This is a genomic window from Pseudomonas sp. 910_21 (assembly GCF_052850735.1).
The window spans coordinates 123,106-148,079 of record NZ_VXCY01000005.1 but is presented as its reverse complement, the minus strand read 5'-3'; the positions used below and the strand labels follow the sequence as shown (position 1 = coordinate 148,079).

Genomic DNA, 24,974 nt, shown 5'->3' with positions numbered 1-24,974 from the left:
GCGAGCGCTCCCTCCGCAACGGAGCCTTTTCAGGGAGATAAATCATGGTTTATATACGGCGTGATGTAGGGAAATTGAGCGGCGATTGGGACCCGACCCTGTTGTGGTATGCCAGAGCGGTGGGCGTCCTGCGCCAGCGCCCGATCACCGATCGCACCAGTTGGCGATTCCTCGCGGCAATTCACGGGTTCTCCGAGTCGTGGTGGAGGATGGACGGCTACCTCAAGGCCGGTGAGGCACTGCCCAACGAAGCGGAACAGCTGCTGTACTGGGACCAGTGCCAGCATGGCAACTGGTTCTTCCTGCCCTGGCACCGCGGTTACCTGGCGTCCTTCGAACAGATCGTCCGCGATGTGGTCGTCCAGCTGGGTGGTCCCAAGGATTGGGCGCTGCCTTACTGGAATTACAACGAGGGGCAGCAGTCCCTGCACCTGCCCGCGTGCTTTGCCGCCAAGACCCTGCCCAACAATGAGGGGCCCAACCCGCTGTATGTTGAAAAGCGCTTTGGCCTTTCGGGCGACGGCAACGTGGTGCTCGATGGCAGCCTGATCGGTCTCGGCTGCCTGGATGATCCGCTGTACGAAGGCAATGTCAGGGGCACCCCGCCAGGGTTTGGCGGCGTGCCGGATTCCTCGCTTGACAGCGGCGTCCCCGGCGGCCTGGAGTCGTCCCCGCACAACATCGTCCATACCGAAGTGGGTGGCTACGACCAGGTGCGAACCGCACCCGACGGTTCTCGGTATACGGTTCGTGGCCTGATGAGCTATCCCAATACCGCCGCGCTGGACCCGATCTTCTGGCTGCACCATGCCAATATCGACCGCTTGTGGCAGGTCTGGCTAGACAGCTCCGCCGATCACAGCAACCCCGACAAATCGGACTGGTACAACGCCCCCGACAGCTTGAGCCGGTCGTTTATCGTACCCACCGTCAGCGGCGAGCCGTGGAAGTTCAAGGTGGTGGAGATGCTCGATACCCTGGCGCCCAAGCTCAACTATCGCTATGACACCAGCGCTGCCGCCAAGAGCCCGGTCAACCTGCTGCACTTGCGTTTGCAGCGTCTGGGACTGGAGGCCGATCAACTGCAAAACTTCAGCGCAAACGGAGCACTGATGGCCAAGGAACCGGATACAGAACTGATAGGCGCCAATCGCGCACCGCTGGAAATAGTCGGGCACTCGGTGCAGACCTCGGTGCAGTTGGACAAGCAGGTCACGCAGCAAATGTTCAACAGCCTGAAGTCGAACCTGTTCGCGGCCAGCTTCACGCCGCCGGACCGGGTCTTCCTCAATCTGGAAAACATTCGTGGCAACTGCGATGCGGTGCTGCTGGAGGTCTATGTCAACCTGCCGCCCGATGCCGACCCAAGCCAGCATCCGGAGTTGCGCGCCGGCGTCTTGTCGCTGTTCGGCGTGAGCCAGGCCAGTCGTACCGACCGTGAGCATGGCGGGCACGGCATCACCGAGGTGTTTGAGATCACCGATATCATCGATGCCCTGCACCTGGGGGGTATCACCTCGGCGGATCAGCTGAATATCCGCCTGGTGTCCAGGGCGGCAGTGCTGGCCGAGAACCAGATCACGGTGGCGCGGGTCAGCCTTACCCGGCTGGGCGGTTGAGGGGCGTGCTACGCGGGCTGCGACCTTCGGGCCAGAACCCGCGGCCCTGGTTGCTGCTGACCAGCCTGGTGGGCTGGGGGTGGTTGCTGGGGTCGACGGCGATGCTGTCGATTCCGGCGTTTTGCGGCAGCCTGCCATTGGCCGGTTATGCCCTGGGCTGGCAGGGCATCGAGCAGGCGTTGCTGTTCAATCCACCGCAGCAACTGTTGCTGGGCTGGTGGCTGATGCTGCTTGCCATGCTGCCACTGCTGTTGGTGCAACCCTTGCTCTACGTCTGGCACCGTAGTTTGCGGCGCAAGCGTTGGCAGGGCGTTGCCCTGTTCGTGCTGGGCTTCGGTGCGGTCTGGAGCCTGGCAGGCGTGGTGCTGATGGGGCTGGTGGTGGCGGTTCGGGTGTGGTTTGGCCTGAGTGCGTGGCAGGGTTTTTTCGCCGTGTTGCTGCTGTGCCTGGCCTGGCAGGCCTCGCCGTTCAAGCAACATTGCCTGAACCAGTGCCACCGGCAGCCGCGGATCAGTGCCTTTGGCCTGGGCTACCTGAGGGACTGCCTGGGTTTTGGCCTGTCCGCCGGGGCTTGGTGCGTAGGTTCCTGCTGGCCGCTGATGCTGTTGCCGGTGCTGCTGGAACAGGGGCATGTGGCGCTGATGCTGCTGGGCATGCTGTGGATGCTCTACGAACGCCTGTTGCGGCCTCGGGTCTTGCGCTGGTACTGGCCCTGGCCGCGGCATCCGCGGGGTCTGTCCTAGTCGTTGCCTGAGGTTGCCCAGGGGCGGGGCGCCCGCGATTGCGATCCCGCCCCTGGTAGCCTTTGCCTAAGGCCTACAACCGCGGCGCCGGGCTCACCGTGGCATTGCGCCAGGCGGTTTGCAGTTGCTCCTCGAGCAACGCCGGGACCGGCTTGCCGGGCTGGTTTTCCAGGCTCAGCTTCAGGCCGTTGAGGGAGCGGCCGCTGAGGCGGTTGCCCGCCAGATCCTCACGGAACACCTGTTCCGCCTCGGCATAGCGTTTCTGCGCCAGCAAGGCATAACCCAGGGACTCGCGCAGGGTGTAGTACCAGTCCGGCGGCTCGTTGTAGGCCAGGGCGTCTTGCACCTCCACCGCCTTGCGCCAGGCGGCAATCTGCTGCTGGCCGGCATCGCCCGTCAGGGCCTGCAGGTCAGCGTTGAGGCCCTCTTTAGCGTTGTTGAATACCTGGTTGCCGAGGTTTTTGAGGGCTGCCAGATCCAGTGGGCCGGCAGCACCGGTCTGGGCGCGGTCGAGCAGGATCAGGTTGGCGATGCGCAGCAGCTGCAGCGCCGGATTGTTGCCATATTGCAGGGCGTTCTTGCCGGTCAGGGGCTGGGGCGAGGTGGCGACGGCCTGCCAGAAACCCTTGAGGGCATCACGGGCCTGGTCCTGGTTCAGGTTCTGGGCGCTCAGTTGCCGGTACGCCAGGGCATAGGCTTTCATCAGTTGGGTGTAGGGCTTGGTCAAGTCTTGCCAGGGCTTGTCCGTTCCCTGGTTCGCCTCGCGGCAAGCCTGGTTGATGGTGGCAAGGCCGGCGTCGATCTTCGGTTCGATCCGTGCCAGGGCGTCCCAGTCCTCGAAGCGCACGGCGAAGTAGTAGGGCACCGCGTAGAAGTAGTCGGTCTTGGTCTTGAGCTCTTCGGGGTACTGCTGGCAAAGGAAGGGCACGGCCGAGTAGCGGGTGGTGTTCTCCACCAGTTCCTCGGCCATGTTCAGGGATTCGTTCTGCCGGCCTTCGATGGACAGGGTCCAGGTCAGGAAGTGAATGTTGTGCCCCAGGTAGTGCAAGGCATAGGGGCTTTGCGGTTGGACCTGATGGGCATAGGCGCGGTCCACCGAGACTGCGGTGTAGTTGGCCACGCTGGCCAGGTTGTTGTTGCCGGTGCGCTGGTAGATGTGCGAGGCCATGTGCACCAGATGGCCGATGGCCGGGTTCTGGTCGCGGAAGCGATTGGCCATGGGCAGGCCGCTGTCGGGGAACGGTGATTCTTCGATGGCGTGGATGTAGAAGTGATTGGCCCCGGTGTGCTGCTGGTCCTGGACCAGTACCCGGTTGAGCACTTGCAGGGCCTCGTAGGCGGCGTCGGTCGGCTTGACCTGATTGGATACGGCCTCGGTGCCGTCCCACCATTTCCACGGGTCGCGGCTGAGCAAGGCGTCGGCGTACAGGGTCGCGGCATCGAGGTCGTCAAAGTAGTTTTCCGACAGGGTTTTCATGGCGTCGGCGTAGCGCTTGTTGCCCTCATCGCCGAGGCTGACCTGGCCGTCCTTTTCGCTATACAGGCTCAGCAGTGCCTTGGCGTAGTCCACCTCGCGCTGCAACTGACGCTGGCTGAAGGCGGCTTGAGCGGCGCTGTCCTTGAGCCGGGCGCTGGCGTGCTCCAGGGCGATCTGAACCGAGCGGTAGGCCAACTGGTTGCAACCGGTGGTGGCGACACTGTTGATGTTGGAGTTGGCCGACAGCGCGATGCCCCAATAGGGCATGGCCGAGCCTTCGTCGAAGCGGCTGGCCTGGTAGAAGGCGCGGATCGCTGCCGAGAAATTGAAGCCGTATTGCAGGGCCATGCCCTGGCTGTAGAAGGCCTGGACCTGCTCCGGCTGCTTGAGGCTGACCAGGGGGTAACGGGTGCCGCCCAGGCCCGAGAGCAGTTGGTCGCCCTCGGTGTCCTGGGGGCTGACGCACTTGTGCAGCACTTGCAGGTAGGGCGTGTCCGGCGGCACCGGGGTGAAGCCGCCACTGTGTTCATCGCTGCCGTGGTTCATGGTGTGGGCCAGGGCGCAGCCGCTGACCAGCAGCAGGCCGGCGGCGAGGGTAGAGCGCAGGAAGGGGACGTCCATGCTGTGTTGCTCCTAAGAGGACATGCTCGGCAGGAGCCGGCTTGTCGGCGCAGGCGATCTTAGCGATCTGTCCGCCGGCAAGCCGGCTCCTACAGTGGGCGGGGCAATGACAACCGCCGGGGTTCAGTCGTTGTCGTGGCTATGGCGGGCGACGAACAACGGGCCGTCCGGCTTGGCCAGGCGCTTGATCTGCGGTGCCAGGTCCTGCCGGGGAATCACCACCTGGATCAGCGCCGGGCGGTCCTTGATCTGCAGCAGCTGCGGCAGCAACTGTTCCAGCCCGGCCCGGGTCGAGACCTTGAACCCCTCGGCGCCGAAACCCTTGGCCAGGGCCAGGTAGTCCCAGCTTGGCAGGGTGTCGAATGGGGCGAACTGGCCGCCGGGTTCGAAGGCGTCAATGTCGACGAAAGCCTGTTCGATGGCGTAGACCTCGTTGCTCATGACGAACACCAGGGCGTTGATCCGGTTGCGTGCCAGGGTCGACAGCGACTGGCAGATCATCATGAAGCCGCCGTCGCCGGCCACCACGATCGGCCGCCGACCGCTACCCATGGCCACCCCCAGGGCGCAGCCGGTTTCGTGGCCCAGGGAACCCCAGATGGCATCGGCGACAAAGCTGTCCCGAGGTAGGCCGTTGAGGTTGCTGGCGGCATACAGGGCCGAGCTTTCACCGAGGATCAGGCTGCTGCTCGGCCACAGATTCTGTTGCCGGGCAAAACCGTCGAGGATCTCCAGGAACAGGTCGTAGCCCAGGGCATCGTCGGCTGCGCCCTGTTGCAGCAGCGGCGGGCGCGCGGGTTCAGGAACCTGGTTGCGCAGAGGGTAGTCGCTGTCCAGGCCCATGGCCCCCAGCAGCCGTTGCACATAGTCCGGCAGCGGTATGTGGGGGTAGTACTGCAGGCCCGTGCGGGCCAGTTGGCTGTTGACCAGGATGATCCGGCTGAAGTCCTTGTTCAGCAGTTGCAGGTAGTCGTCGGTGAAGATCACCCCCAGGGCCAGGATGCAGTCCACGTCCTGCATGAAGGCCTGGGTCCACAGGCGCGAAGCGGTGCCGGCGCAGGTGCCGATGAACTGCGGGTGACTTTCGTCGACCACGGTCTTGGCTTCCAGGCTGGTGGTGAAGGGCAGGCCGCTGGCCTCGATCAGGCGCATTACCTGCTCCTGCAGGCCGTAGCGGGCCACTTCGATGCCCAGCATGATCAGCGGCGAGCGAGCGCTGCCCAGGCGCAGCAGGCTAGCCTCGATGACGGCGCGCATCGAGTCCTCGTCGCAGCGCGTAGCCCGCGGTTGCAGTTCGCCCTGAGGGCGCGGGCAAGGTTCGCCCCAGACGTTCTGCCAGGCCTCCAGGTAGATCGGCCGGCGCTCGCTGATGGCCTTGACCAGCGCCTCATCGATCAGCGCCGGGGCGCGCAGGCTGTCGTCAAGGATCAGGCTGGCCACAGTCACCGGCTCGAAGACCTTGCGGCCCACGTCCAGATCACCGGTGGAGTGGTGGAACAGCACATCCTGGGACCAGATCAGGTTGCGGTTCTGCGCCGACGGGCTGGCGCTGATCAGCACCAGCGGATTGCGTTCGACATAGGCACCGGCAATGGCATTCAGGGCACTGAAGGTGCCGACGCTGTATTGCAGCGATACCGCGCCGATCCCGGTGTAACGGGCATAGCCGTCGGCCGCGTAGGCGGCTGCCATCTCGTTGATCTCGCCCACCGCGTCGATGCCGTCGAAGTCGTCCAGGGCCGACATGAAGTGCGAGACGTAGTCCCCCGGCACCTGGAATACCTTGGTCAGGCCCAGTTGCTGCAGGCGGGTCAGCAGGTAGTCGGCGACGCTGAAATTGTCATTGCTGGCCATGGGCGATCCCCTCGTAGGCGAACTGGGTGACGCTGTCCAGGGTCTTGGCGCAGTCCTGGCAGGGCAGCGGCTGGTCGCCGGGCAGGGTGCAGCCGTCCGGGGTCGGCACCGGCAGCAGGGCATAGTCCTTGGGCAGCCAGTTGGGGCGCTTGAGGCCAAAGAAGTCCTGCAGGGTCGACTCGGCCACGGTCAGCGCGCCTTCCACCCAGCCCTGGCCCATGGAATAGGCCTCGCCGACGATATGGATCTGCTGGTCGGCCACCGGTTTGCGCATGCGGCACAGGATCTGGTCGATCCGGTAGTTGGCCTTCCATTCGTGCCAGCCGCCGCCGTAGGGATCGGCGTCCCAGGCGTGGTAGACCGCCGAATAGGGACGTGGCAGCTCCACCTGATCATGCAGTTGAGTGACTTGCATCTGCGCCACCCGGACCATTTCGTCGCTGACCTGGAACTCGCTCCTGGGCACCACTGCCGCGGCTTGCAGTTGCCCGGCGAGGCTGGAGGGCACATAGCCGACAAAGGGCGCACCGCCTTCAAGGCCTTTCCAGAAAGGCACGGTGCCGATGTCGTTGTAGGAGGCCATCAGCAACGAGTTGAGGTTCGGCTGGCCGCCGGGCTGTTCGCACTCGGTGCCCATGTAGTAGACCTGGCGCACCGGCAGGTCGGTGACCGAGCGCCCGGCCACCAGCCCGAGGCTGCGCCACCAGGGCTGTTCGTAGGCCAGAAACAGCTTGAACGCCGACTGCATCAGCACCGAGCCGAGGTTTTCCTTGAGCCAGGGATCGTCGAACAGCGGTGCATCGATCAGCTCCAGGGCGCGACGAGGCATGGCCAGGATGATCTGCTTCGCCTTGACTACCTGGCTGCCGCCGACGTCCCGGGTGCTGCCCTGCTCGGTGACGGTGCTCTGGAAATGCAGGCGATAGGGGAAGTCGCGGTCCTTGGCGTAGCTGATCTGCACCAGGCGCTGGTTCATCTGCACCCGTTGGGCGCCGGGCAAGATCCCTGGCAGATTGCGGAACTTGGCCTCCAGGGTCAGGGGCAGGCTCTGGAAACCCTTGGTCAGGGTCAGAAACTCGGTGTCGTCGCTGTATTCGGTGGCGGGCAGCTGGGTGACCGCGCTGGCGTTGGCGACGTTGGCGTCGTAGCCGCCGGCGTCCTTCATGAACTGGTAGCCCTCATTGCTCATGACCCGGTACAGCAGGTCCCAGAAGCCGTAGCGCCAGATCTCCTTGCCGAACACCTTGACCTGCATCTGCTGGCACAGGCTGAGCTGGTCGAAGCCCGGGTAGACGTAGTTCATCACCTTGACTTGCAGGTCCTCGGGGCCGAAACCACGTTCGGACCAGGCCAGGTCGTAGGGGATCTTGTGTGGCGCTTCCTTGAAGTCGCGATACCGGAAGCGCTTGCCCCGCAGGTAGAACAGGTTGTTCAGCGAGCCCACCGGGGGCGGCGCGCCCATGGGGAATTTCTGGCTTGGCAGGCGTAACTGCTTGACCAGGCTGTCCACCAGCACATGGCCGGTGGGGCCGGGGATATAGCGCATGCCGCCGACTTCCGCGACCACGTTGGGCAGCCCCGGCAGGTTGATGCTGAACAGCCGGCCGCCGATGCGGTCGCCATATTCGAACAGGCCGACACGCAGTTTTTCACCTTGTTCATGCTGCAGGCGCCAGGCGCTGTAGGTGCCGGACACGCCCCCACCGACCACCGCGACATCGAGTTCGAGTTCTTGAGGTTTCATGCTGAAGTCCTTTTCGCTGGAAGGCGGACAGGGAGGTCCGTCGCGACCTAGTATTGTCCAGTTTTGGCGAAATGCCAGTTTGCCATTAGTGCGTGTTTCAGCCCGTGTGTACGGGGCTTTGAAGATTATTGTCGGACAATATTCGAGGCTGCTGGCGCTGGCCGGCGGGGCCCTCTCCGAGGGGGCTTGAACCGTCGCTGCAGCGTTGGACAGGGCCGCGCCAACTGCGTAGTTTTCACGGACTGCGCACAAGGACTCCGCCATGTCTCCGGACCTGACTTCCATCGAGCTGTTTCTCAAGGCCCTGACCCTGGGCAACCTGTCTCGGGCTGCCGAGCAGTCGCACCTGTCGCTGTCGGCCGCCAGCCGGCGTCTGTCGCTGCTGGAGCAGCACTTCAAGGTGGCGCTGCTGACTCGCACCTCCACCGGGGTGCAGCCGACCGCGGCCGGGCAGGCCCTGGCCGAACATGCCCGGAGCATCCTGCGGGCGGTGGATGTGATGCACGCTGACCTGGCCGACTTTGCCAAGGGCGCCACCGGCCGGGTCAGCCTGTACGCCAACAGCTCGGCGATGAGCCAGGAACTGCCCCGGCAATTGACCCAGTGGAGCGACCTGCACCCGGGGATTCGCGTGGACATCCGCGAGGAGCGCAGCCGCGAGATTCTCCTGGCGGTGCGCGACGGCATCGCCGATGTGGGCATCGTTACCACCTTGCCCCAGGCCCGGGACCTGTACTTCAAGCCCTATTGCCGCGACCGTCTGTGCCTGATCGTGCCCCAGGATCACCCGTTCAAGATGAGCCATGCGCGTTTCCAGGACCTGTTGGGCTACGACTTCGTCGGCCTGGAGGACAACGCCGCCATCACCCCGTTGATCACCGAGGCAGCGGCTGCGGTGAGCATGCCTCTGCGCCTGCGGGTGCAGGTGCGCAGCTTCGAGGCGGTGTGCCGGCTGATCGCCGCCGGGCAGGGCGTGGGGGTGTTGCCCCAGGGCGCGGTGCAGATCTTTCGCAAGGAGATGGCCTTGCGTTTTATCGAAATCGACGACCCCTGGGCCGATCGTCAGATGTTCCTGTGCCGACGTCTGGAGCAACCGTCCCTGGCCAGCCGTGAGCTGTTCGACTACCTGGCTGACTGCGACCAGAGCGGAGCGCCGCCGCCCTAGTCGCGCGCCCCTGGCTGGCTGGCGCCGCGAGCCTTCGAATTTTGCGAAGGCGGTTTCCACAATGAGCAATTCCCCTGGGCGCTTCCCCGTGCCCAGAATGGGCTCGCCCTTGCGCTTGACCTGCCTCAATAACAACAACACGTCAGACCAGGAGATACGGCTTGTCCAGGATCAATTCCGCTGTAAAACCGTGCCACCGCATTGCCGTGATCGCCGGTGACGGCATCGGCCGCGAAGTGGTGCCCGAAGGCCTGCGCGTGCTGGAAGCCGTCAGCCGGCGCTTCGGCATCGATCTTGAGTTCGATCATTTCAACTGGTGCAGCGAGCACTACCAGGTCCACGGCAGCATGATGCCCGAGGACTGGGCCGAGCAGATCGGCGACCACGAGGCGATCTTCTTCGGCGCCGTCGGCGCCCCCGACATCGTCCCCGACCATATTGCGGTCTGGGACTCGCTGCTGAAGATCCGCCGCCAGTTCGACCAATACGTGAATATCCGTCCGGTGCGCCTGATGCCCGGAGTGCCGTGCCCCCTGGCCGGACGGGTGCCGGGGGACATCGATTTCATCGTGGTCCGGGAAAACACCGAAGGCGAATATTCCAGCGTCGGTGGCCGCATGTGGGAGGGCACCCCGCGGGAGATTGCCCTGCAGGAGTCGGTGTTCTCCCGTCACGGTGTCGACCGGGTGGTGAAGTACGCCTTTGACCTGGCCAGCCGCCGACCCCGGCGCAATCTGGTGGCGGCCACCAAGTCCAATGGCATCGCTATCACCATGCCGTTCTGGGACGAGCGGGTGGAGCAACTCGCCAAGGCCTATCCCCAGGTCGATACCCGCAAGTTCCACATCGACATTCTCTGCGCGCACTTCGTCCAGCACCCGGACTGGTTCGATGTGGTGGTGGCTTCCAATCTGTTTGGCGACATCCTTTCCGACCTGGGTCCGGCCTGTACCGGGACCATCGGCATTGCACCCTCGGCCAACCTCAATCCGGAGCGTCTGTACCCTTCGCTGTTCGAGCCGGTGCACGGTTCGGCGCCGGACATCGCCGGTCTCGGGGTGGCCAACCCGATCGGCCAGATCTGGTCGGCGGCCCTGATGATCGAACACCTGGGGCAGGGCGACGAGCTCTACCAACGGGCCGCGGCGGCGATTGTCGGAAGCATCGAGACGGTGCTCGCCGAAGGCCCGCGCACCCGGGAAATGGGCGGCAACGCCAGCACCGTGGAAGTGGGTAGGGCGATTGCCGAGTGTCTGGCTGGAAACAGGAGCTGAGCTGATGAGTCTGGAACACTACATCGACAACCAATGGCAAGCCTCGTCCTGGGCCGAGGACATTCCGGTACTCGACCCCAGCACCGGCATCAGCTACGCGCGCATCGCCCGCGGCACTGCCGAGGACATCGACCTGGCGGTGCAGGCCGCGCAGCGGGCCCTGGGGGACAACTTCGATGGACCCTGGGGCAGCCTTTCGGCACTGGAACGTGGGCGCCTGCTGGCGCGTCTGGGCCAGGCGGTGCTGGAGCACCATGAAGAGCTGGCGCAGATCGAGGCCCGTGACACCGGCAAGGCGCTGAAGGTGGCCCGGGCCGACGTCACGGCCCTCGCGCGCTACTTCGAGTACTACGCCGGGGCCGCCGACAAACTCCACGGCGACACCTTGCCCTATCAGGCCGGCTACACCGTGCTCACCGTGCGCGAGCCCCACGGCGTCACCGGGCACATCATTCCCTGGAACTACCCGATGCAGATCTTCGGCCGCAGCGTCGGCGCCGCTCTGGCGGCGGGCAACGCCTGTGTGGTCAAACCCGCCGAGGACGCCAGCCTGTCGCTGCTGCGGCTGGCGGAACTGGCGGCCAAGGTCGGTTTTCCGGCAGGCACGATCAACGTGGTCAGCGGCTATGGCCACGAAGCCGGCGCGGCGTTGTGCGCCCATCCTGGCGTCGCGCATATCTCCTTCACCGGTTCCACCGGCACCGGCGCCCTGGTGGCCAAGGCCGCCGCCGAGCGCCATTGCCCGGTGACCCTGGAGCTGGGGGGCAAGTCGCCGCAGATCGTGTTTGCCGACGCCGATGTGGAGCGGGCGCTGCCGGTACTGATCAACGCCATCGTGCAGAACAGCGGCCAGACCTGTTCTGCCGGCAGCCGCCTACTGGTGCAACGCAGCCTCTACGAACCGCTGCTGGAGCGCCTGGCCCAGTGCTTTGGCCAACTACGTGCCGGGCCCTCGGAGCTGGACCTGGACCTGGGCCCGCTGATCAATCAGAAGCAGCTGCGCCAGGTGCGCGAATTCGTCCGTGAGGCCGAAGCCGCCGGCATCCCGGTGGCGGCGCGCGGGCAGGTGGTGGCCGAGGCCGGCAGCGGCGGCTACTTCCAGGAGGCGGTGCTGTTTCGCGATGTACCGCCAGACAGCCGTCTGGCCCGAGAGGAAGTGTTCGGCCCGGTGCTGGCGGTGATGCCCTTCGAGGACGAGGCCGACGCCATCCGCCTGGCCAATGACAGCGCCTTCGGCCTGGTGGCCGGGGTCTGGACCCGGGACGGTGCGCGGCAGTTGCGCATGGCCCACAAGCTGCGTTGCGGCCAGGTGTTCATCAACAACTACGGCGCCGGAGGCGGTGTCGAACTGCCCTTCGGCGGGGTCAAGGCCAGCGGTTATGGCCGGGAGAAGGGCTTCGAGGCGCTGCTGGGTTTCACCACCTTGAAGACCATTGCCATTCGTCACGACTGAGGGCCGCCACGACGGCGGCCCATAACAACAAAAACAGGAGTCACTCCCATGCGTCTAGCCAACAAGACTGCCATCGTCACCGGCGCCGGTTCCGGCTTTGGTGAAGGTATCGCCAAGACTTTCGCCCAGCAGGGCGCCCGGGTCATCGTCGCCGACATGAACGCCACGGGCGGCCAGCGGGTGGTGGACCAGATCCGCGCCGCTGGCGGCCAGGCCCACTTCATCGAGGTCAACGTGGCCCAGGACGCCAGCGTTGGCGACCTGCTGCGCAATACCCTGGAGCAATACGGCGGCCTGGACATCGTGGTCAACAACGCCGGCACCACCCACCGCAACCGGCCGATGCTGGAAGTGGACGAGGCCGAGTTCGACCGGGTGTTTGCGGTCAACGTGAAAAGCATCTACCTCAGCGCCAAGCACTTCGTGCCGCATTTTCGCGGCCAGGGCGGCGGGGTGTTCATCAATATCGCCTCCACCGCGGCGATCCGGCCGCGCCCGGGGCTGGTCTGGTACAACGGCAGCAAGGGCGCGGTGGTGGTGATGAGCAAGACCATGGCCGCCGAGCTCGGGCCGGACAACATTCGCGTCAATTGCGTCAACCCGGTGGTCGGCGCCACGGCCCTGCTCAGTGAGTTCATGGGCGTGCCGGACACCCCGGAAAACCGCCAGAAATTCATGGCCAGCATTCCCCTGGGACGTTTCTCCACCCCTCAGGACGTGGCCAACGCCTGTCTGTACCTGGCCTCCGATGAGGCGGCCTTTATCACCGGCACCTGCCTGGAAGTGGATGGTGGACGCTGCGTCTGATGATCTGTAGAAAGCCCTTTGGCTAAATCCAAACCCAGCTACGGAGTGCAGTCGACATGTGTGGGATCGATAACAACACTAGCCACCCCAATACCAAGCAGCTGCTTGAAGGCCTGCCCAAGAACTGGGGCAAGTGGGGCCCGGACGACGAGGTGGGTGCCCTCAACTACCTGCAACAGGCCGAAGTGCTACGGGGCGTGGCCGCCGTGCGCCAGGGCAAGACCTTCACCCTGCAAGTGCAGATCGGCCACCCCGGCGGCGACCCGATGTGGCCGGCGCGCAACCCCTCGATGCGCTTCAACACCCTGGACCGCAGCCACTATCAGGCCGGCAAGCAGCCGTCCATGACCGGCGGTGCCGAGTACTGCGACGACGTGATCTTCATGCAGCTGCAGGGCTCGACCCAGTACGACGCCCTGGGCCACGCCTGGTACGACAACCAGCTGTGGAACGGCTACGACGCCAGCAGCACCGTTGGCGGCATGGCCAAGGCCAGCGTGCTGCCGATAGCCGAGCGTGGCGTGGTAGGCCGCGCGGTGCTGATCGACATGGCCCGCCACCGCGGCAAGAAGTACCTGGGGCGCGGCGAGACCTTCAATCACCTGGACCTGCTGGCCGCCGCCAAGGCCCAGGGCGTGGCCATCGAGAAGCGCGACATCCTGATCATCCGTACCGGCTCCATGGGTGCCTTCTACGAGTACGGCAAGACCGAGTTCTTCAAGGAACTGGTGGAGCCGGGGCTGACCTACAGTCGCGAACTGGTGGACTGGTTCAACCAGATGGAAATCCCCAATCTGGTGACCGACACCATTGCCAACGAAGTGATCACCGACCCGGTGTCCGGGGTGCAGATTCCGCTGCACTGCGCGCTGATGCGCAACCTGGGGATCGCCTTCACCGAGATCGTGCTGCTCGAAGACCTGGCCGAGGATTGCGCCGCCGACGGCCAGTGGACCTTCCTCTACACCGCCGCGCCGTTGAAGATCGTCGGCGGCAGCGGGGCACCGGTGAACCCCATCGTCATCAAGTAGCCGGCGCTTGCTGGTGGAGAGGCGGGCGCAGGGTTTATCCTGCGCCCCCTCACCAAGACCGATAGGGATCATCGACCGATCATGCATGACGATTCGCACTCGCCGGACTGCAGCTGCTGCCTGGATCACGCCAATGCCCATCAGGGCGTACTCGATACCCTGGAGTTGATGGCCGACCACCCCGAGGCCAGCGAGGACGACATCGTCCAACTGCTGCAGGAGCGTGGCTACTCGGCCATCGCCGCGGAAAAACTCAACGCCTTCGTGCCATCGGCCCTGGCCTGGATCGTGCTCAAGCGCCTGGGGGTGAAACACCTGCCCAACCACTTCATCGCCCTGGATGAGGAGGGCGAGGAGGTCCGGGTTCCGGTGGCCGGCCAGCACTACTTCACCGCCGCGCTGACCCTGGCATACGACACCTTTGAAAACGGCTGGAGCAAGGTGCTGCCGCGCAAGACCTACGAAATGGTGGCTGGCCGCAGCGCCGAAATGGCCATGGCCAACGAGGCGCTGTATGCCGGGGAGTCCTTGCAGGGGTCCACCCTGGAGCCCGTGCAACTGCTGCGTCTGGATGCCAGGGCGGCGCTTGAGTAAACGCCCGGCTCGACACTGGCGGGCCGCAGGTTATGGGGTTACCCTGCGGCACTTTTTTCGAGACCGATATGGACCTTCGCCTCCCGTGACCGATACCTGCCCGCCAAACTGCGCGCACTGCGCCCAATACCCTGATCACCAGACCGCCCACCAGGCCGTGGTCGAAGCCCTGCAAGTGATGGGCGCCCACCCCAAGGCCAGCGAAGACGAAATCGTCCAGATGCTCCAGGCGCGTGGCTACTCGGCCATCGTCGCCGAGAAGCTCAACGCCTTTGTGCCCTCGGCCCTGAGCTGGCCGCTGCTCAAGCGCCTGGGGGTGGAGTCCTTCGTCGGTCACTTCATCGCCTACGACGACAATGACCAGGAGGTGAAAATCCCGGTTTCCAGCCAGCACTATTTCACCGCCGCGCTGATGCTGGCCTACAACACGCTCGAAGAGGGCTGGAGCGAGGAGTTGCCGCACAGCACCTTTGTCAGCGTGACTCAACACAGCGCCGAGATGAACGCGGCGAATAAGGTGCTGAACCAGGGCGGCAGCCTGGAGGGCGGGACGATCGGGCCCCTGAAGTTGCTGCGGCTGAGCGCCAGCGAGGTGCTGGAGCAAACGCCTAGCTGATGTAGATGATCTTCGACACCAGCTCCGCGCTGTTCTTGGCCTGGAGCTTCTTCATCAGCCGGGCGCGATGGACTTCCACGGTGCGGTGGGAAATCGCCAGTTTGCGCGCCACTTCCTTGCAGGTCAGGCCGTTGACGATGTGCAGGGAGATTTCCCGCTCGCGAGGGGTCAGGCGCACGGTCGGCGCCAATCGCCGGTCCAGGCGTTCGAAGTGCCAGATCATCAGCCCGAACGGGTCGTCCGGGGTCAGGGAAAAGCCGTGGGCCCGAGCCCAGAACACCTCACCATCGCGGTGCTGCATGAAGCGTTCGTCGGTATAGGAAGCGCCTTGGCCGTTGCGCAGCCAGTGTTCGCTGCGTTCGCCAATGCTCTGGTAATCGGCCTGGGAGGGATACAGCAACAGGGTCAGGTGATCCAGCAGCTGCTCGCGCTCATAGCCGAACAGGTGCAGGAAGGCCTGGTTGCAATCGAGCATGCGCCGATGCCCAGTGATCAACTGCGGTGCGGGTGAAACCTGGAAAGCCAGGCGCTCGAGGTCCTGGAGCTGCTGGGCATGTACGGTCATTGGGCATCCTGCCTCGTGGGGGTTGGTGCGCCGCTCTAGCTGGGCAGGCACTACTTACTGCTGTACGTAGTTGCCCCAACTAGCGTCTGATTTCGGCGCTCGCCATTGTATGGAATGCCCGCTTCAAGCACAGAAGAAAATCACTATGACCCATGCTTCCGTATCCATTGTTGCTGCTGCCCACACGCCTTTCGGTCGTCTGCAGGGCTCGACCCTTGAGGACCTGATTGTCCAGGTCACTCGTGAAGCCCTGGCGGATGCCGCGATTGACGCGGCCGAGATCGACGCCCTGTTCCTCGGGCACTTCAACTCAGGCCTGGTGCCGGACGGCTTTGCTGCCTCACTGATGCTGCAGGCCGACCCGCAACTGCGCTTCAAACCGGCGACCCGCTGCGAGAACGCCTGCGCCTCGGGCTCGGCAGCGATCCAGGCCGGGGTCAACGCGATCCGCAGCGGCGCCGCCGAACTGGTGCTGGTGGTGGGGGCGGAAAAGATGACCGGCAACTCCACCGCCGAAGTCACCCAAGCGCTGGCCGGGGCCGGTTACCAGAACGATCCCCAGGAGGCCGGCCTGAGCTTTGCGCAGCTGTTTGCCCGGGTCGCGCAGCAGTACACCGAGCGCTACCACAGCCCGCTGGCCTCGATGGCGGCGATTGCGGTGAAGAACCACGCCAATGCCATGGCCAACCCGTTGGCGCAGATGCACCGGCCGATGGACTTCGAGCATTGCAACAATGTTTCCCAGAGCAATCCGCTGATCGCGCCGTCGCTGCGCCTCACCGACTGCTCGCTGATCAGTGACGGCGCGGCGGCCATTATCCTGGCGTCACCGCAGCGCGCCCGTTCGTTCCGGCGCGAGGTGGCGATCCGCGCCCTGAGCCAGGTCAATGACCTGCTGCCGATGGCCAGCCGCGACATCCTGGCCTTCGACGGTCCGCAGCGGGCCATTCACGGCGCCTTGCGCGAGGCCGGGGTGAGCCTGGGGGACATGAACTTCGCCGAGGTCCACGACTGTTTCACCATCGCCGAGCTGTTGATCTACGAGGCCATGGGCCTGGCGCCCAGGGGCCAAGGCCATCGGGCGCTGGATGAGGGCATCGTGCGCCAGGGCGGTCGTTTGCCGGTGAACCTGTCCGGTGGACTCAAGGCCAAGGGCCACCCGGTGGGCGCCACCGGGGTCTCGATGCATGCCCTGGGCTTTCGCCAATTGATCGGCGAACCCATTGGCCTCGGCGTGCCCCGTGCCGAATTCGGCTTGCTGTTCAACATGGGCGGAATGGCCGTGGCCAACTACGCCTCGGTCCTGCAAGCGGTCAGGGCCTGAGATGAACATCGCTCATTGGCTTCTGGATGCGGCTCAACGCTGGCCCCAGCGTCCAGCGCTGTTCGAGGGCAACCGCCAGGTGGCCGACTACCAGGACTTCGCGGCGCGGGTCCGGGCTCGGGCCCTGCACTTGCGCCACGGCCATGGCATCGCCCCGGGGGAGCGGGTGGCGTTGCTGATGAAGAACAGTTGCGACTACCTGGAGCTGCTCTACGCCATCTGGTGGAGCGGGGCGGTGGCGGTGCCGGTCAACAGCAAGCTGCATCCGCGGGAGGCCGCCTGGATCGTCGGCAACGCCGGGGCCCGGGCGATTTATACCGACAGCGGTCGGACTTTCGAGCTCCAGGACTTGCCGGACAACTGCCGCGAGTTGCCTGGTTACGCCACCCCCGTGCCGGCTGCAGCCCCGGGCCACGAGCTGGTGGAGCCCTGCCCGCGCGGGGATAACGAGCTGGCCTGGCTGTTCTACACCTCGGGCACCACCGGCCGTTCCAAGGGGGTGATGCTGTCTCACGGCAACCTGATGGCCATGTCGCTGTGCTACCCACTGGATGTGGACCCGGTGCAGGCCCTTGATGCGGTGGTCTATGCCGCGCCGATGTCTCACGGGGCCGGGCTCTACAACTTCATTCACGTGCGCTGCGGTGCCCGGCATGTGGTGCCGGAGTCACGGGGGTTCGATGCGGCGGAGCTGTTCGGGCTGGCGCAGCAACTGGGACAGGTCAGCCTGTTTGCCGCGCCGACCATGGTCAAGCGCATGGTGGAGCAGGCTCGTCGCCAGGGGTATTCGGGCGAGGGGATCAAGACCATTGTCTACGGCGGGGCGCCCATGTACCTGGCGGACCTGGGCCAGGCCCTGGACACCTTCGGCCCGCGGCTGGTGCAGATCTACGGCCAGGGCGAGTGCCCGATGACCATCAGCGCCCTGTCCCGGGAGCTGATCGCCGACCGCGAGCACCCCGACTGGCCCGCGATCGCGGCCTCGGTGGGGCGGCCACAGTCCTGTGTGGAGGTGCGGATAGTCGGTGCCGACGGGCAGTTCCTGACGCCCGGCGAACCCGGGGAGATCGCCGTGCGCGGTGCCCCGGTGATGCACGGTTACTGGGACAACCCGCCAGCCACTCAGGCGACTCTGGTGGACGGCTGGTTGCTTACCGGCGATATCGGTTTCCTCGACAGTCGCGGGTTTCTGACCCTCACGGACCGCTCCAAGGATGTGATCATTTCCGGCGGCAGCAATATCTATCCCCGGGAAGTGGAAGAGGTGCTGATGCAGCATCCCGAGGTGTTCGAGGTCTGCGTGGTGGGGGAGGCGGATGCCGAGTGGGGCGAGGCGGTGGTGGCCTTCGTGGTGCTGCGTTCTCCTGGCGGCCTCGATCCACAGGCGCTCAACCATTGGTTCGTGACCCGCATGGCCTCGTTCAAGAAACCCAGGAAATACCTGTTCTGCAGCGAGCTGCCCAAGAACAGTTACGGCAAGATTCTCAAGACCCGCTTGCGGCAGTGGTTGCAGGACCCCACAGGGTCCGTCGCCGACCTCTGAACGATTTTTCCATGGACAGCAATACGACAGGAGTCTCCAAGCATGGACGTGTCCTCTTGCAATCCCCGGCGCCAGCGGCGCCGGGCTTTTATCGGCGCTACCTCGGGCCACTTGATCGAGTGGTACGACTACGGCGTCTACGGGTTCCTGGCGCTGTACATCGGCAAGGCGTTCTTCGTCTCCGATGACCCCACCAGCAGCCTCTTGGCAAGTTTTGCGGCCTTTGCCCTGAGCTTTTTCATCCGTCCTCTGGGCGGGCTGTTCTTCGGTCCCCTGGCGGACAAGATCGGTCGGCGCAAGACCCTGATCACCGTACTGCTGCTGATGGCCGGTTCCACCTGCCTGCTGGGCCTGTTGCCGACCTACGCCAGCATCGGCATCGCCGCGCCGATCCTCCTGGTACTGATCCGCTGCGTGCAGGGGTTTTCTGCCGGAGGCGAGATCGGCACCATCACCAGCTTCATTTCCGAGTACGCCGGACCTGGGCGCCGGGGCTTCGCCACCTGCTGGCTGATGGTCACCGCGGTGCTCGGCCTGCTGCTGGGCGGCGCCGTGGCCAATGGCATGACCTGGGCCCTGGGGGCCGAGCTGATGCAGGACTGGGGCTGGCGGATTCCGTTCCTGATCGCCGGGCCCCTGGGGTTCATCTCGCTGTACATCCGCCTGAAGCTCGAAGACAGCCCGGAGTTCCTGGCCCTGGTGCACGCCGGAGAAACCTCCAAGGCGCCGCTGCGGGAAGTCTGGCAGTGGAAACGCTCGATTGCCCTGGTGTTCTTCATCATCACCCTGCACAGCTCGATCTTTTACCTGGTGCTGACCTTCGCTTCGACCTACATGTCCAACACCCTCAAGTTCGACAGCGGCACCACCTTGCTTTACGTGTTCGTCGCCAGCCTCTCGGCGGCGCTGGTCATGCCCCTGGGCGGCGCCTTCACCGATCGCTACGGACGCAAGCCGTTCCTGATGGTGATCGGCACCCTGGCCACCCTGGCCATGTACTGGTTCTTCAAGTCGGCGCCCAACGCCACCCCGGCCACGTTGTTCTGGCCGCTGATGGCAGTGGCGATCCTGTTCGGGCTCTACGCCTCCTCGACCTACGCCCTGATGAGCGAACTGCTGCCGACCCGCATCCGCTCCACCGGGATTGCCGTGGCCTACAACATCCCCGTTGCGGTGTTCGGGGGCAGTGCGCCGCTGATCTCCACCTGGCTGATCAAGCTCACCGGCGACATCACCGCGCCCTGGTACTTCTACGTGGCCACCGGGGTGGTGTCGTTGATTGCCCTGGTGGTGCTGCGCAAGGAGGACTTTGTCGCCTGCGCTCCCGGCTCGCACAACCACGACAGCCTGAGACCCCCGTTGCTGGTCAACCCGGCGCCCTGAGCCAGCAGGCCGGTTACGGCCTGGAGGTTCAGCAAGTGGGGGACTCAGAAGCCTTGGGGTTTCCAGCATGCCGCCGGTGGCGCGGCACCGGCACAGGCGCGGTTTTGGCTATACAGCGGTTTTGCCGGCTTGCGGGTTACCGCGCTGTTGCGGGTCCTGATACAGGTGCGGGTATAGCGGTGCATCTGGTTCAGCGCCAGGTTGCGCAGCCCCTTGGGGCAGATCAACAGGGCCTCGCCGAAAGAGAAGAGTTGAAAGCCCTGAACTTCCAGGCGCTGCTCAGAGGTCAGGCGGGTGTTCCACATCAGTGGGTCCAGGTCATGCAGTTCGAGGTCATCGTGCAGCACGAATCGTTCGATTCCGTCCTGACGCACGTCGAGGCTGCCGGCGGCCTTGTAGGTGATCTGACTCATGGCTCCGGGCAGCACCAGAAGAAATGCTGCGGCCAGGAGCAGGGTGCACATTAGGGCATAGAAGACCCGTTTGTAGGGACTACCGGCCTTGCAGTAGAAGAACACGATGGGCAGCAAGGAGAAGAGCAGCCCCAGGAAGTTCAACAAGGCTGGTAAGTGCGGCGAGTCATTGGACACTTCGTTGCTGTAGGCATTGATGATCAGCAGGCTGGTGAAGATCCCCGAGATCACCGTGCCCAGCAGGCAGAGTGTCAGGGTCACGAACAGGCCACCCCAGGTGCCTCTGCCCGCAGCGGGGTGTTTCTCCAGACTGCTGTGGATCACGCGTTTGAACGCGGGGCGTGACATCACCAGCCCTGTCACCAGTACCACCATCGCCACCAGTATCAGCGACGCCAGTGCCTCACCCAGATGCACGTAGTAGCTGAGCACGATCAGGGTCATGAAGCCTGCCAGGACCGGCAAGGTCAGCCATACCACCACATCTTTCATGTGTTCTGGAGTGTTGCGAAACACATCGTTTGCCAGCCCGAACAGCAGGGTGGTGACCGTAAGCAGCAGCAAGTAGATCAGCATGAGAAACAGCACCATGACCAGCCAGACCACCAACGCCGATCTGGCATCGATGGAGGCCATGAACAGGTCGGTGCGGCCGATGGCCCGGGTGTACATGTACAGGCTGAACAACCCCAGCGCGGCGGCGCTCAGGCCGATGACGGTGCCGATCTGGCTCCAGTAGTTGAGGACGCGTTTGAGGTTTTTCCTGAACACCTCTTCGAAGGTGGGTCCTGCGACTTGCATGTGGGCACTCCCTGGCAACGGCGATGGCGGCGGGAGTAGAGCAAGACGAGGGGGGCTCTGTCGATGCTTTTGCACGCAGGACCAGGCTCCGACAGGGCCGGTCCCTGGCCCAGTCCTTCAGGCTCGCGCCTCAGCGGTATTGCGCCGCCGCTTGCACAGGGAGCCGCCCCTTGCGCCCGGCTGTCAGGCGATAGGCAATGGCCAGCCAGACGAACCACGCCGGCATCACGCACAGGGCCAGGCGGGTGTCCGGGCGCAGGGCCAGCAACGCCAGGACGAACAGCAGGAACGCCAGGGCGAACCAGGCCATGGGCACGCCGCCGGGCATCTTGTACTGGGAAGCGGCGTGCAGTTCAGGGTGCTTTTTGCGGTAGGCGATGTAGGACGCGAGGATGGTCGACCAGGTGAAGATCACCAGGATCGCCGACACCGTCGACACCAGGGTGAAGGCGGTCATCACCTCTGGAACCACGTACAGCAACAGCACCCCCAGCAGCATCAGCAGGCTGGTGAAGGCCAGGCTGATCACCGGCACGCTATGCCCCGACAGGCGTTTGAACAAGCGTGGCGCGTTGCCCTGGTCCGCCAGGCCGAAGAGCATGCGGCTGGCGGAGAACACGCCGCTGTTGGCCGAGGACGCCGCCGAGGTCAGTACCACGAAGTTGACGATGCCCGCCGCGGCCGGGAAGCCGGCGATCAGGAACAACTCCACGAACGGGCTTTTGCTCGGCGATACCTGCTGCCAGGAGGTCACGGCGATGATGCACGCCAGAGCCAGCACGTAGAACAGGATGATGCGCAGCGGAATCGCGTTGATGGCCCTGGGCAGGGTCCGGCGCGGGTCGCGGGTCTCCGCTGCCGCGGTGCCGATCAGCTCGGTGCCGGCAAAGGAGAAGATCGCCATCTGGAAACCGGCGAAGAAGCCCAGCAGGCCGTTGGGAAAGGCGGCTTGGCGGTCCAGCAGGTGGCTCAGGGAGGCGCTCACCCCGGAAGGTGAGACAAAGGCGCTGGCGATCAGCACCAGACTCACCGCGATCAGGGTGACCACGGCGATGATCTTGATGATGGCGAACCAGAACTCCACCTCGCCGAACAGTTTCACCGTCAGCACGTTGAGGGCGAACAGGGTCAGCATCATGGCGATGGCGGGAATCCAGGCCGGTACATCGGGGAACCAGTACTGGAAGAAGCCGCCCACCACCACAGCGTCGCCCACCACCGCCACACTCCAGCTCAGCCAGTAGGACCAGCCGAGGAAGAACGCCGCCTGGGGGCCCAGGTAGGCACCGGCGAAATCGGCAAAGCTCTTGAAGTTCAGGTTGGACAGCAGCAGCTCGCCCATGGCGCGCATCACCAGGTACACGAACAGGCCGATGATCATGTAGATCAGGATGATCGAGGTGCCGGACATGGCGATGATCTTGCCCGAGCCCATGAACAGCCCGGTGCCGATGGCGCCACCCATGGCCATGAGCTGGATATGACGGTTATGCAGGGTGCGTTGCAGCGTCGGGTGCTCGCAGGCCCCGAAGGTATCTGGATTCATCACAAAACCTCTTGATTTTATAGTTGTCGAGTTTTGGCAGTGGAAGGTCGTAGGGGGCTGCGGTCTGTGATTGTTGTGGTGCAGCCGGTTCAGGTAATGCCCGTGAACAGGGGCACGAGGCCGGTTCCCTGTTCATGGGCCACGGGAGCGCTCTTTCAGCCGGCGGCGATCCGTCGCGGTGCCGTCGCCAGGGGGGCGGGGCGCGGTTGGAGCAACTGGTACAGGTCCTTGATATTGGCCGGCGTAGGCACCAGCTGGATCTGCTCGCCGATGCCGTGCTGGCGTGCCAGGTCATGCAGGTAGCGCAGGGACGCGAAGTCTTCCAGGGCGAAACCCACCGAGTCGAACACCGTGACTTGGGCCTCGTGCTCGCGGCCCGGAGCCAGGCCCTGGGCAATGCGGAAGTACTCGATGACCGGGAAGTGTGCCGGCATCTGCTGGATATCGCCTTCGATGCGGGTCTGGGGTTCGAATTCGACGATCACCCGGGCGTTGCGCAGGATGTCCGCGTGCAGCTCGGTCTTGCCCGGGCAATCGCCGCCTACGGCGTTGAGGTGCATGCCCGGCTCGATCAGTTCGGGGGTGAGGATGGTGGCGTAGGCCTTGTCCGCGGTGACCGTGGTCACGATGTCCGCGCCCTTGACCGCATCGGCTACCGAGTCGGCGATGCGCACCTCGAGTCCCGGCCAGGCCTGCAGGTTGTGCTTGAGCTTATGGGACGCCTCGATGTCGATATCGAAGATCCGCAGCTCGTTGATGCCGAGCATTTCATGGAAGGCGATGGCCTGGAATTCACTCTGGGCGCCGTTGCCGATCAGCGCCATGCGGCGGGCGTCCTGGCGCGCCAGGGATTGCGCCACCAGGGCTGAAGTGGCGGCGGTGCGTACCGCGGTGGTCAGGGTCAGCTCGCTGAGCAGCACCGGGTAGCCGCTGTCGACCTGGGCCAGCACGCCGAAAGCCATCACCGTCAGCAGGTGCCGGGCGGGATTGCCGGGGTGGCCGTTGACGTACTTGAACGCGTATTGCTGACCATCGTCGGCGGGCATCAGCTCGATGACCCCGGTGGCGGAGTGGTTGGCGGTGCGCGGGGATTTCTCGAAGGCTTGCCAGCGCTGGTAGTCGGCCTGGATGTAGCCGGCCATTTCCCGGATCGCCCGGGCTATGCCCAAGCGTGAATACAGGTCCGCTGCGTGATCCACATCGATGAACAAGGTCATGTCTTTTCCCTCTCGGTCAGAACGTTGAAAACTGCTGGGCGGTGCGACGCTGGCGCATTAGCGGTTGGCATGGCCGTGGAGCACATTGACCGCGTTGATGCCGATCTCATCCACCATGTAGCCGCCCTCCATGACGAACAAGGTGGGTACGCCCACGCTGGCGATGACCTGGCCCATGCCGAGGAAATCCTCGCTTTCCAGAAGGAAGTGGCTGATGGGATCGTCCTTGAAGGTGTCGACGCCCAGGGACACCACCAGTAGCTCCGGGGAGAACTCGCGAAGCCGGGCACAGGCCTGGATCAGTGCTTCCCGGTAGCGCTGCCAGGTGGTGCCTCGGGGCAGGGGGAAGTTCAGGTTGCAGCCTTCGCCGGCCCCGGCCCCACGCTCCGCGGCGAACCCCGAGTAATAGGGGTAGGACACCGCCGGATCGCCGTGCAGCGAGACGAACAGCACGTCATCACGCTCGTAGAAAATGTTCTGGGTGCCGTTGCCGTGGTGGAAGTCCACGTCCAGCACCGCCACGCGCTTCGCGCCCCGGGTCACGGCGTGTTGCGCGGCAATGGCGGCGTTGTTCAGGTAGCAGTAGCCCCCCATGTATTCCCGGGCCGCGTGATGGCCCGGCGGACGGCACAGGGCAAAGGCACTGTCGTGGCCTTCGTCGATCAGCGCCAGGCCGGTGAGGGCGATATCGGCGCTGGTGCGCACGGCATTCCAGGTGGTGGCGGTGATGGGCGAGCCGGCATCCATGGCGAAGAAGCCCAGCTTGCCGTCGATGAACTCCGGCACCTGCTGGTTGGCCAGGTCGCGTACCGGCCACACCAGGGGCAGGGCGTCGTGGCTGCGGCCAGTGGCGTGCCATTCGCTCCAGGCGCTTTCCAGGAAGGTCACGTAGCGTTCGCTGTGGGCGGCGACGTAGCAGGAGCGGTCGAAACTGCGGGGGACGATGATGTCGCCAAGCCCCACGTGCCTGACCCGGTCGCGGACCGTATCGGCCCGGCTGGGTTGCTCGAAGGAGGGCTTGAGCACCCCATCCTTCAACTCGGTGCCGTGGTGCAGGCGGTGGGATTCGCTGAAGACGGTAAGCATGCTGAACGCATCCATTGTGGTTGTCCGGTGCAAACAGTTTGTTCCGGCATGCCTGCGACTTCTTTGCTTTTTGTTCTGATGGAATTAGAGTTTTGGGT

20 protein-coding genes are annotated in these 24,974 nt (G+C 64.7%); 12 read left to right on the top strand and 8 right to left on the bottom strand.

Features of this window, described 5'->3' with window-relative positions:
• Positions 1-44: 44 nt before the first annotated feature.
• Both FW796_RS17380 and FW796_RS17375 read left to right on the top strand, forming a co-directional pair.
• Positions 45-1,619 carry a tyrosinase family protein gene (locus tag FW796_RS17380; RefSeq protein ID WP_346635324.1) on the top strand — a complete coding sequence of 525 codons (1,575 nt, stop codon included), beginning with the start codon at positions 45-47 and terminating at the stop codon, positions 1,617-1,619.
• A 5-nt stretch (positions 1,620-1,624) separates the two neighbouring features.
• On the top strand, positions 1,625-2,362 hold the full coding sequence (locus FW796_RS17375) for a copper chaperone (RefSeq protein ID WP_346635325.1): 738 nt from the start codon (positions 1,625-1,627) through the stop codon (positions 2,360-2,362).
• A gap of 73 nt (positions 2,363-2,435) precedes the next feature.
• Here the strand turns inward: FW796_RS17375 and FW796_RS17370 are convergent, their stop codons facing one another.
• The 3 genes from FW796_RS17370 to FW796_RS17360 form a co-directional block, all read right to left on the bottom strand.
• Positions 2,436-4,460, bottom strand: a complete 2,025-nt coding sequence (locus FW796_RS17370; protein ID WP_346635326.1) for a hypothetical protein — start codon at positions 4,458-4,460, stop codon at positions 2,436-2,438.
• Positions 4,461-4,583: 123 nt separating this feature from the next.
• Positions 4,584-6,314 (bottom strand): thiamine pyrophosphate-binding protein, encoded by a 1,731-nt coding sequence (locus tag FW796_RS17365; protein ID WP_446439653.1) that lies wholly within the window; start codon positions 6,312-6,314, stop codon positions 4,584-4,586.
• Complete coding sequence (locus FW796_RS17360; RefSeq protein WP_446439652.1) at positions 6,301-8,058, bottom strand: flavin monoamine oxidase family protein; 1,758 nt, start codon at positions 8,056-8,058, stop codon at positions 6,301-6,303. Before FW796_RS17360 ends, FW796_RS17365 begins: the two co-directional genes overlap by 14 nt.
• Before the next feature lie 262 nt (positions 8,059-8,320).
• On the opposite strand from FW796_RS17360, the gene FW796_RS17355 reads away from it, so the two are divergent.
• The 7 genes from FW796_RS17355 to FW796_RS17325 all read left to right on the top strand — a co-directional run bounded on the left by FW796_RS17355 (position 8,321) and on the right by FW796_RS17325 (position 14,998).
• Complete coding sequence (locus tag FW796_RS17355) at positions 8,321-9,223, top strand: LysR family transcriptional regulator (protein WP_346635329.1); 903 nt, start codon at positions 8,321-8,323, stop codon at positions 9,221-9,223.
• 161 nt (positions 9,224-9,384) lie between these two features.
• The gene (locus tag FW796_RS17350) at positions 9,385-10,497 is read left to right on the top strand and encodes a tartrate dehydrogenase (RefSeq protein WP_446439651.1); all 1,113 of its coding nucleotides are present in this window, start codon (positions 9,385-9,387) and stop codon (positions 10,495-10,497) included.
• A 4-nt stretch (positions 10,498-10,501) separates the two neighbouring features.
• Positions 10,502-11,950, top strand: coding sequence for an aldehyde dehydrogenase family protein (locus tag FW796_RS17345; protein WP_346635331.1), 1,449 nt, complete (start codon positions 10,502-10,504; stop codon positions 11,948-11,950).
• Positions 11,951-11,998: 48 nt separating this feature from the next.
• Positions 11,999-12,757: an SDR family oxidoreductase gene (locus tag FW796_RS17340; protein ID WP_346635332.1), complete on the top strand. Its 759-nt coding sequence runs from the start codon at positions 11,999-12,001 to the stop codon at positions 12,755-12,757.
• A 56-nt stretch (positions 12,758-12,813) separates the two neighbouring features.
• The gene (locus FW796_RS17335) at positions 12,814-13,788 is read left to right on the top strand and encodes a cyclase family protein (RefSeq protein WP_446439650.1); all 975 of its coding nucleotides are present in this window, start codon (positions 12,814-12,816) and stop codon (positions 13,786-13,788) included.
• 81 nt (positions 13,789-13,869) lie between these two features.
• Positions 13,870-14,382: a hypothetical protein gene (locus tag FW796_RS17330; RefSeq protein ID WP_446439649.1), complete on the top strand. Its 513-nt coding sequence runs from the start codon at positions 13,870-13,872 to the stop codon at positions 14,380-14,382.
• A gap of 85 nt (positions 14,383-14,467) precedes the next feature.
• Complete coding sequence (locus FW796_RS17325; protein WP_404937202.1) at positions 14,468-14,998, top strand: hypothetical protein; 531 nt, start codon at positions 14,468-14,470, stop codon at positions 14,996-14,998.
• Here FW796_RS17325 and FW796_RS17320 read toward each other — a convergent pair.
• Positions 14,991-15,563 carry a LuxR C-terminal-related transcriptional regulator gene (locus FW796_RS17320; protein WP_404937201.1) on the bottom strand — a complete coding sequence of 191 codons (573 nt, stop codon included), beginning with the start codon at positions 15,561-15,563 and terminating at the stop codon, positions 14,991-14,993. The genes FW796_RS17325 and FW796_RS17320 overlap by 8 nt on opposite strands.
• 145 nt (positions 15,564-15,708) lie before the next feature.
• Between FW796_RS17320 and FW796_RS17315 the strand changes: the two genes are divergently transcribed.
• From FW796_RS17315 to FW796_RS17305, 3 genes are read left to right on the top strand one after another with little or no spacing between them, the layout of a single operon-like run.
• Positions 15,709-16,887 (top strand): acetyl-CoA acetyltransferase, encoded by a 1,179-nt coding sequence (locus tag FW796_RS17315; protein ID WP_346635336.1) that lies wholly within the window; start codon positions 15,709-15,711, stop codon positions 16,885-16,887.
• A 1-nt stretch (position 16,888) separates the two neighbouring features.
• Positions 16,889-18,430 (top strand): class I adenylate-forming enzyme family protein, encoded by a 1,542-nt coding sequence (locus FW796_RS17310; RefSeq protein ID WP_446439648.1) that lies wholly within the window; start codon positions 16,889-16,891, stop codon positions 18,428-18,430.
• A 42-nt stretch (positions 18,431-18,472) separates the two neighbouring features.
• Positions 18,473-19,813 carry an MFS transporter gene (locus tag FW796_RS17305; RefSeq protein WP_446439647.1) on the top strand — a complete coding sequence of 447 codons (1,341 nt, stop codon included), beginning with the start codon at positions 18,473-18,475 and terminating at the stop codon, positions 19,811-19,813.
• 44 nt (positions 19,814-19,857) lie between these two features.
• Here FW796_RS17305 and FW796_RS17300 read toward each other — a convergent pair whose 3' ends face one another.
• The 4 genes from FW796_RS17300 to FW796_RS17285 all read right to left on the bottom strand — a co-directional run bounded on the left by FW796_RS17300 (position 19,858) and on the right by FW796_RS17285 (position 24,876).
• Positions 19,858-21,027 carry a hypothetical protein gene (locus tag FW796_RS17300; protein ID WP_346635339.1) on the bottom strand — a complete coding sequence of 390 codons (1,170 nt, stop codon included), beginning with the start codon at positions 21,025-21,027 and terminating at the stop codon, positions 19,858-19,860.
• Positions 21,028-21,157: 130 nt separating this feature from the next.
• A complete protein-coding gene (locus FW796_RS17295; protein WP_346635340.1) occupies positions 21,158-22,573 on the bottom strand; it encodes an amino acid permease in 1,416 nt (471 codons plus the stop codon).
• Positions 22,574-22,728: 155 nt separating this feature from the next.
• Positions 22,729-23,790, bottom strand: a complete 1,062-nt coding sequence (locus FW796_RS17290) for an ornithine cyclodeaminase (protein WP_446439646.1) — start codon at positions 23,788-23,790, stop codon at positions 22,729-22,731.
• Positions 23,791-23,847: 57 nt separating this feature from the next.
• Positions 23,848-24,876: a histone deacetylase family protein gene (locus tag FW796_RS17285; protein ID WP_346635342.1), complete on the bottom strand. Its 1,029-nt coding sequence runs from the start codon at positions 24,874-24,876 to the stop codon at positions 23,848-23,850.
• Between the last annotated feature and the right edge of the window lie 98 nt (positions 24,877-24,974).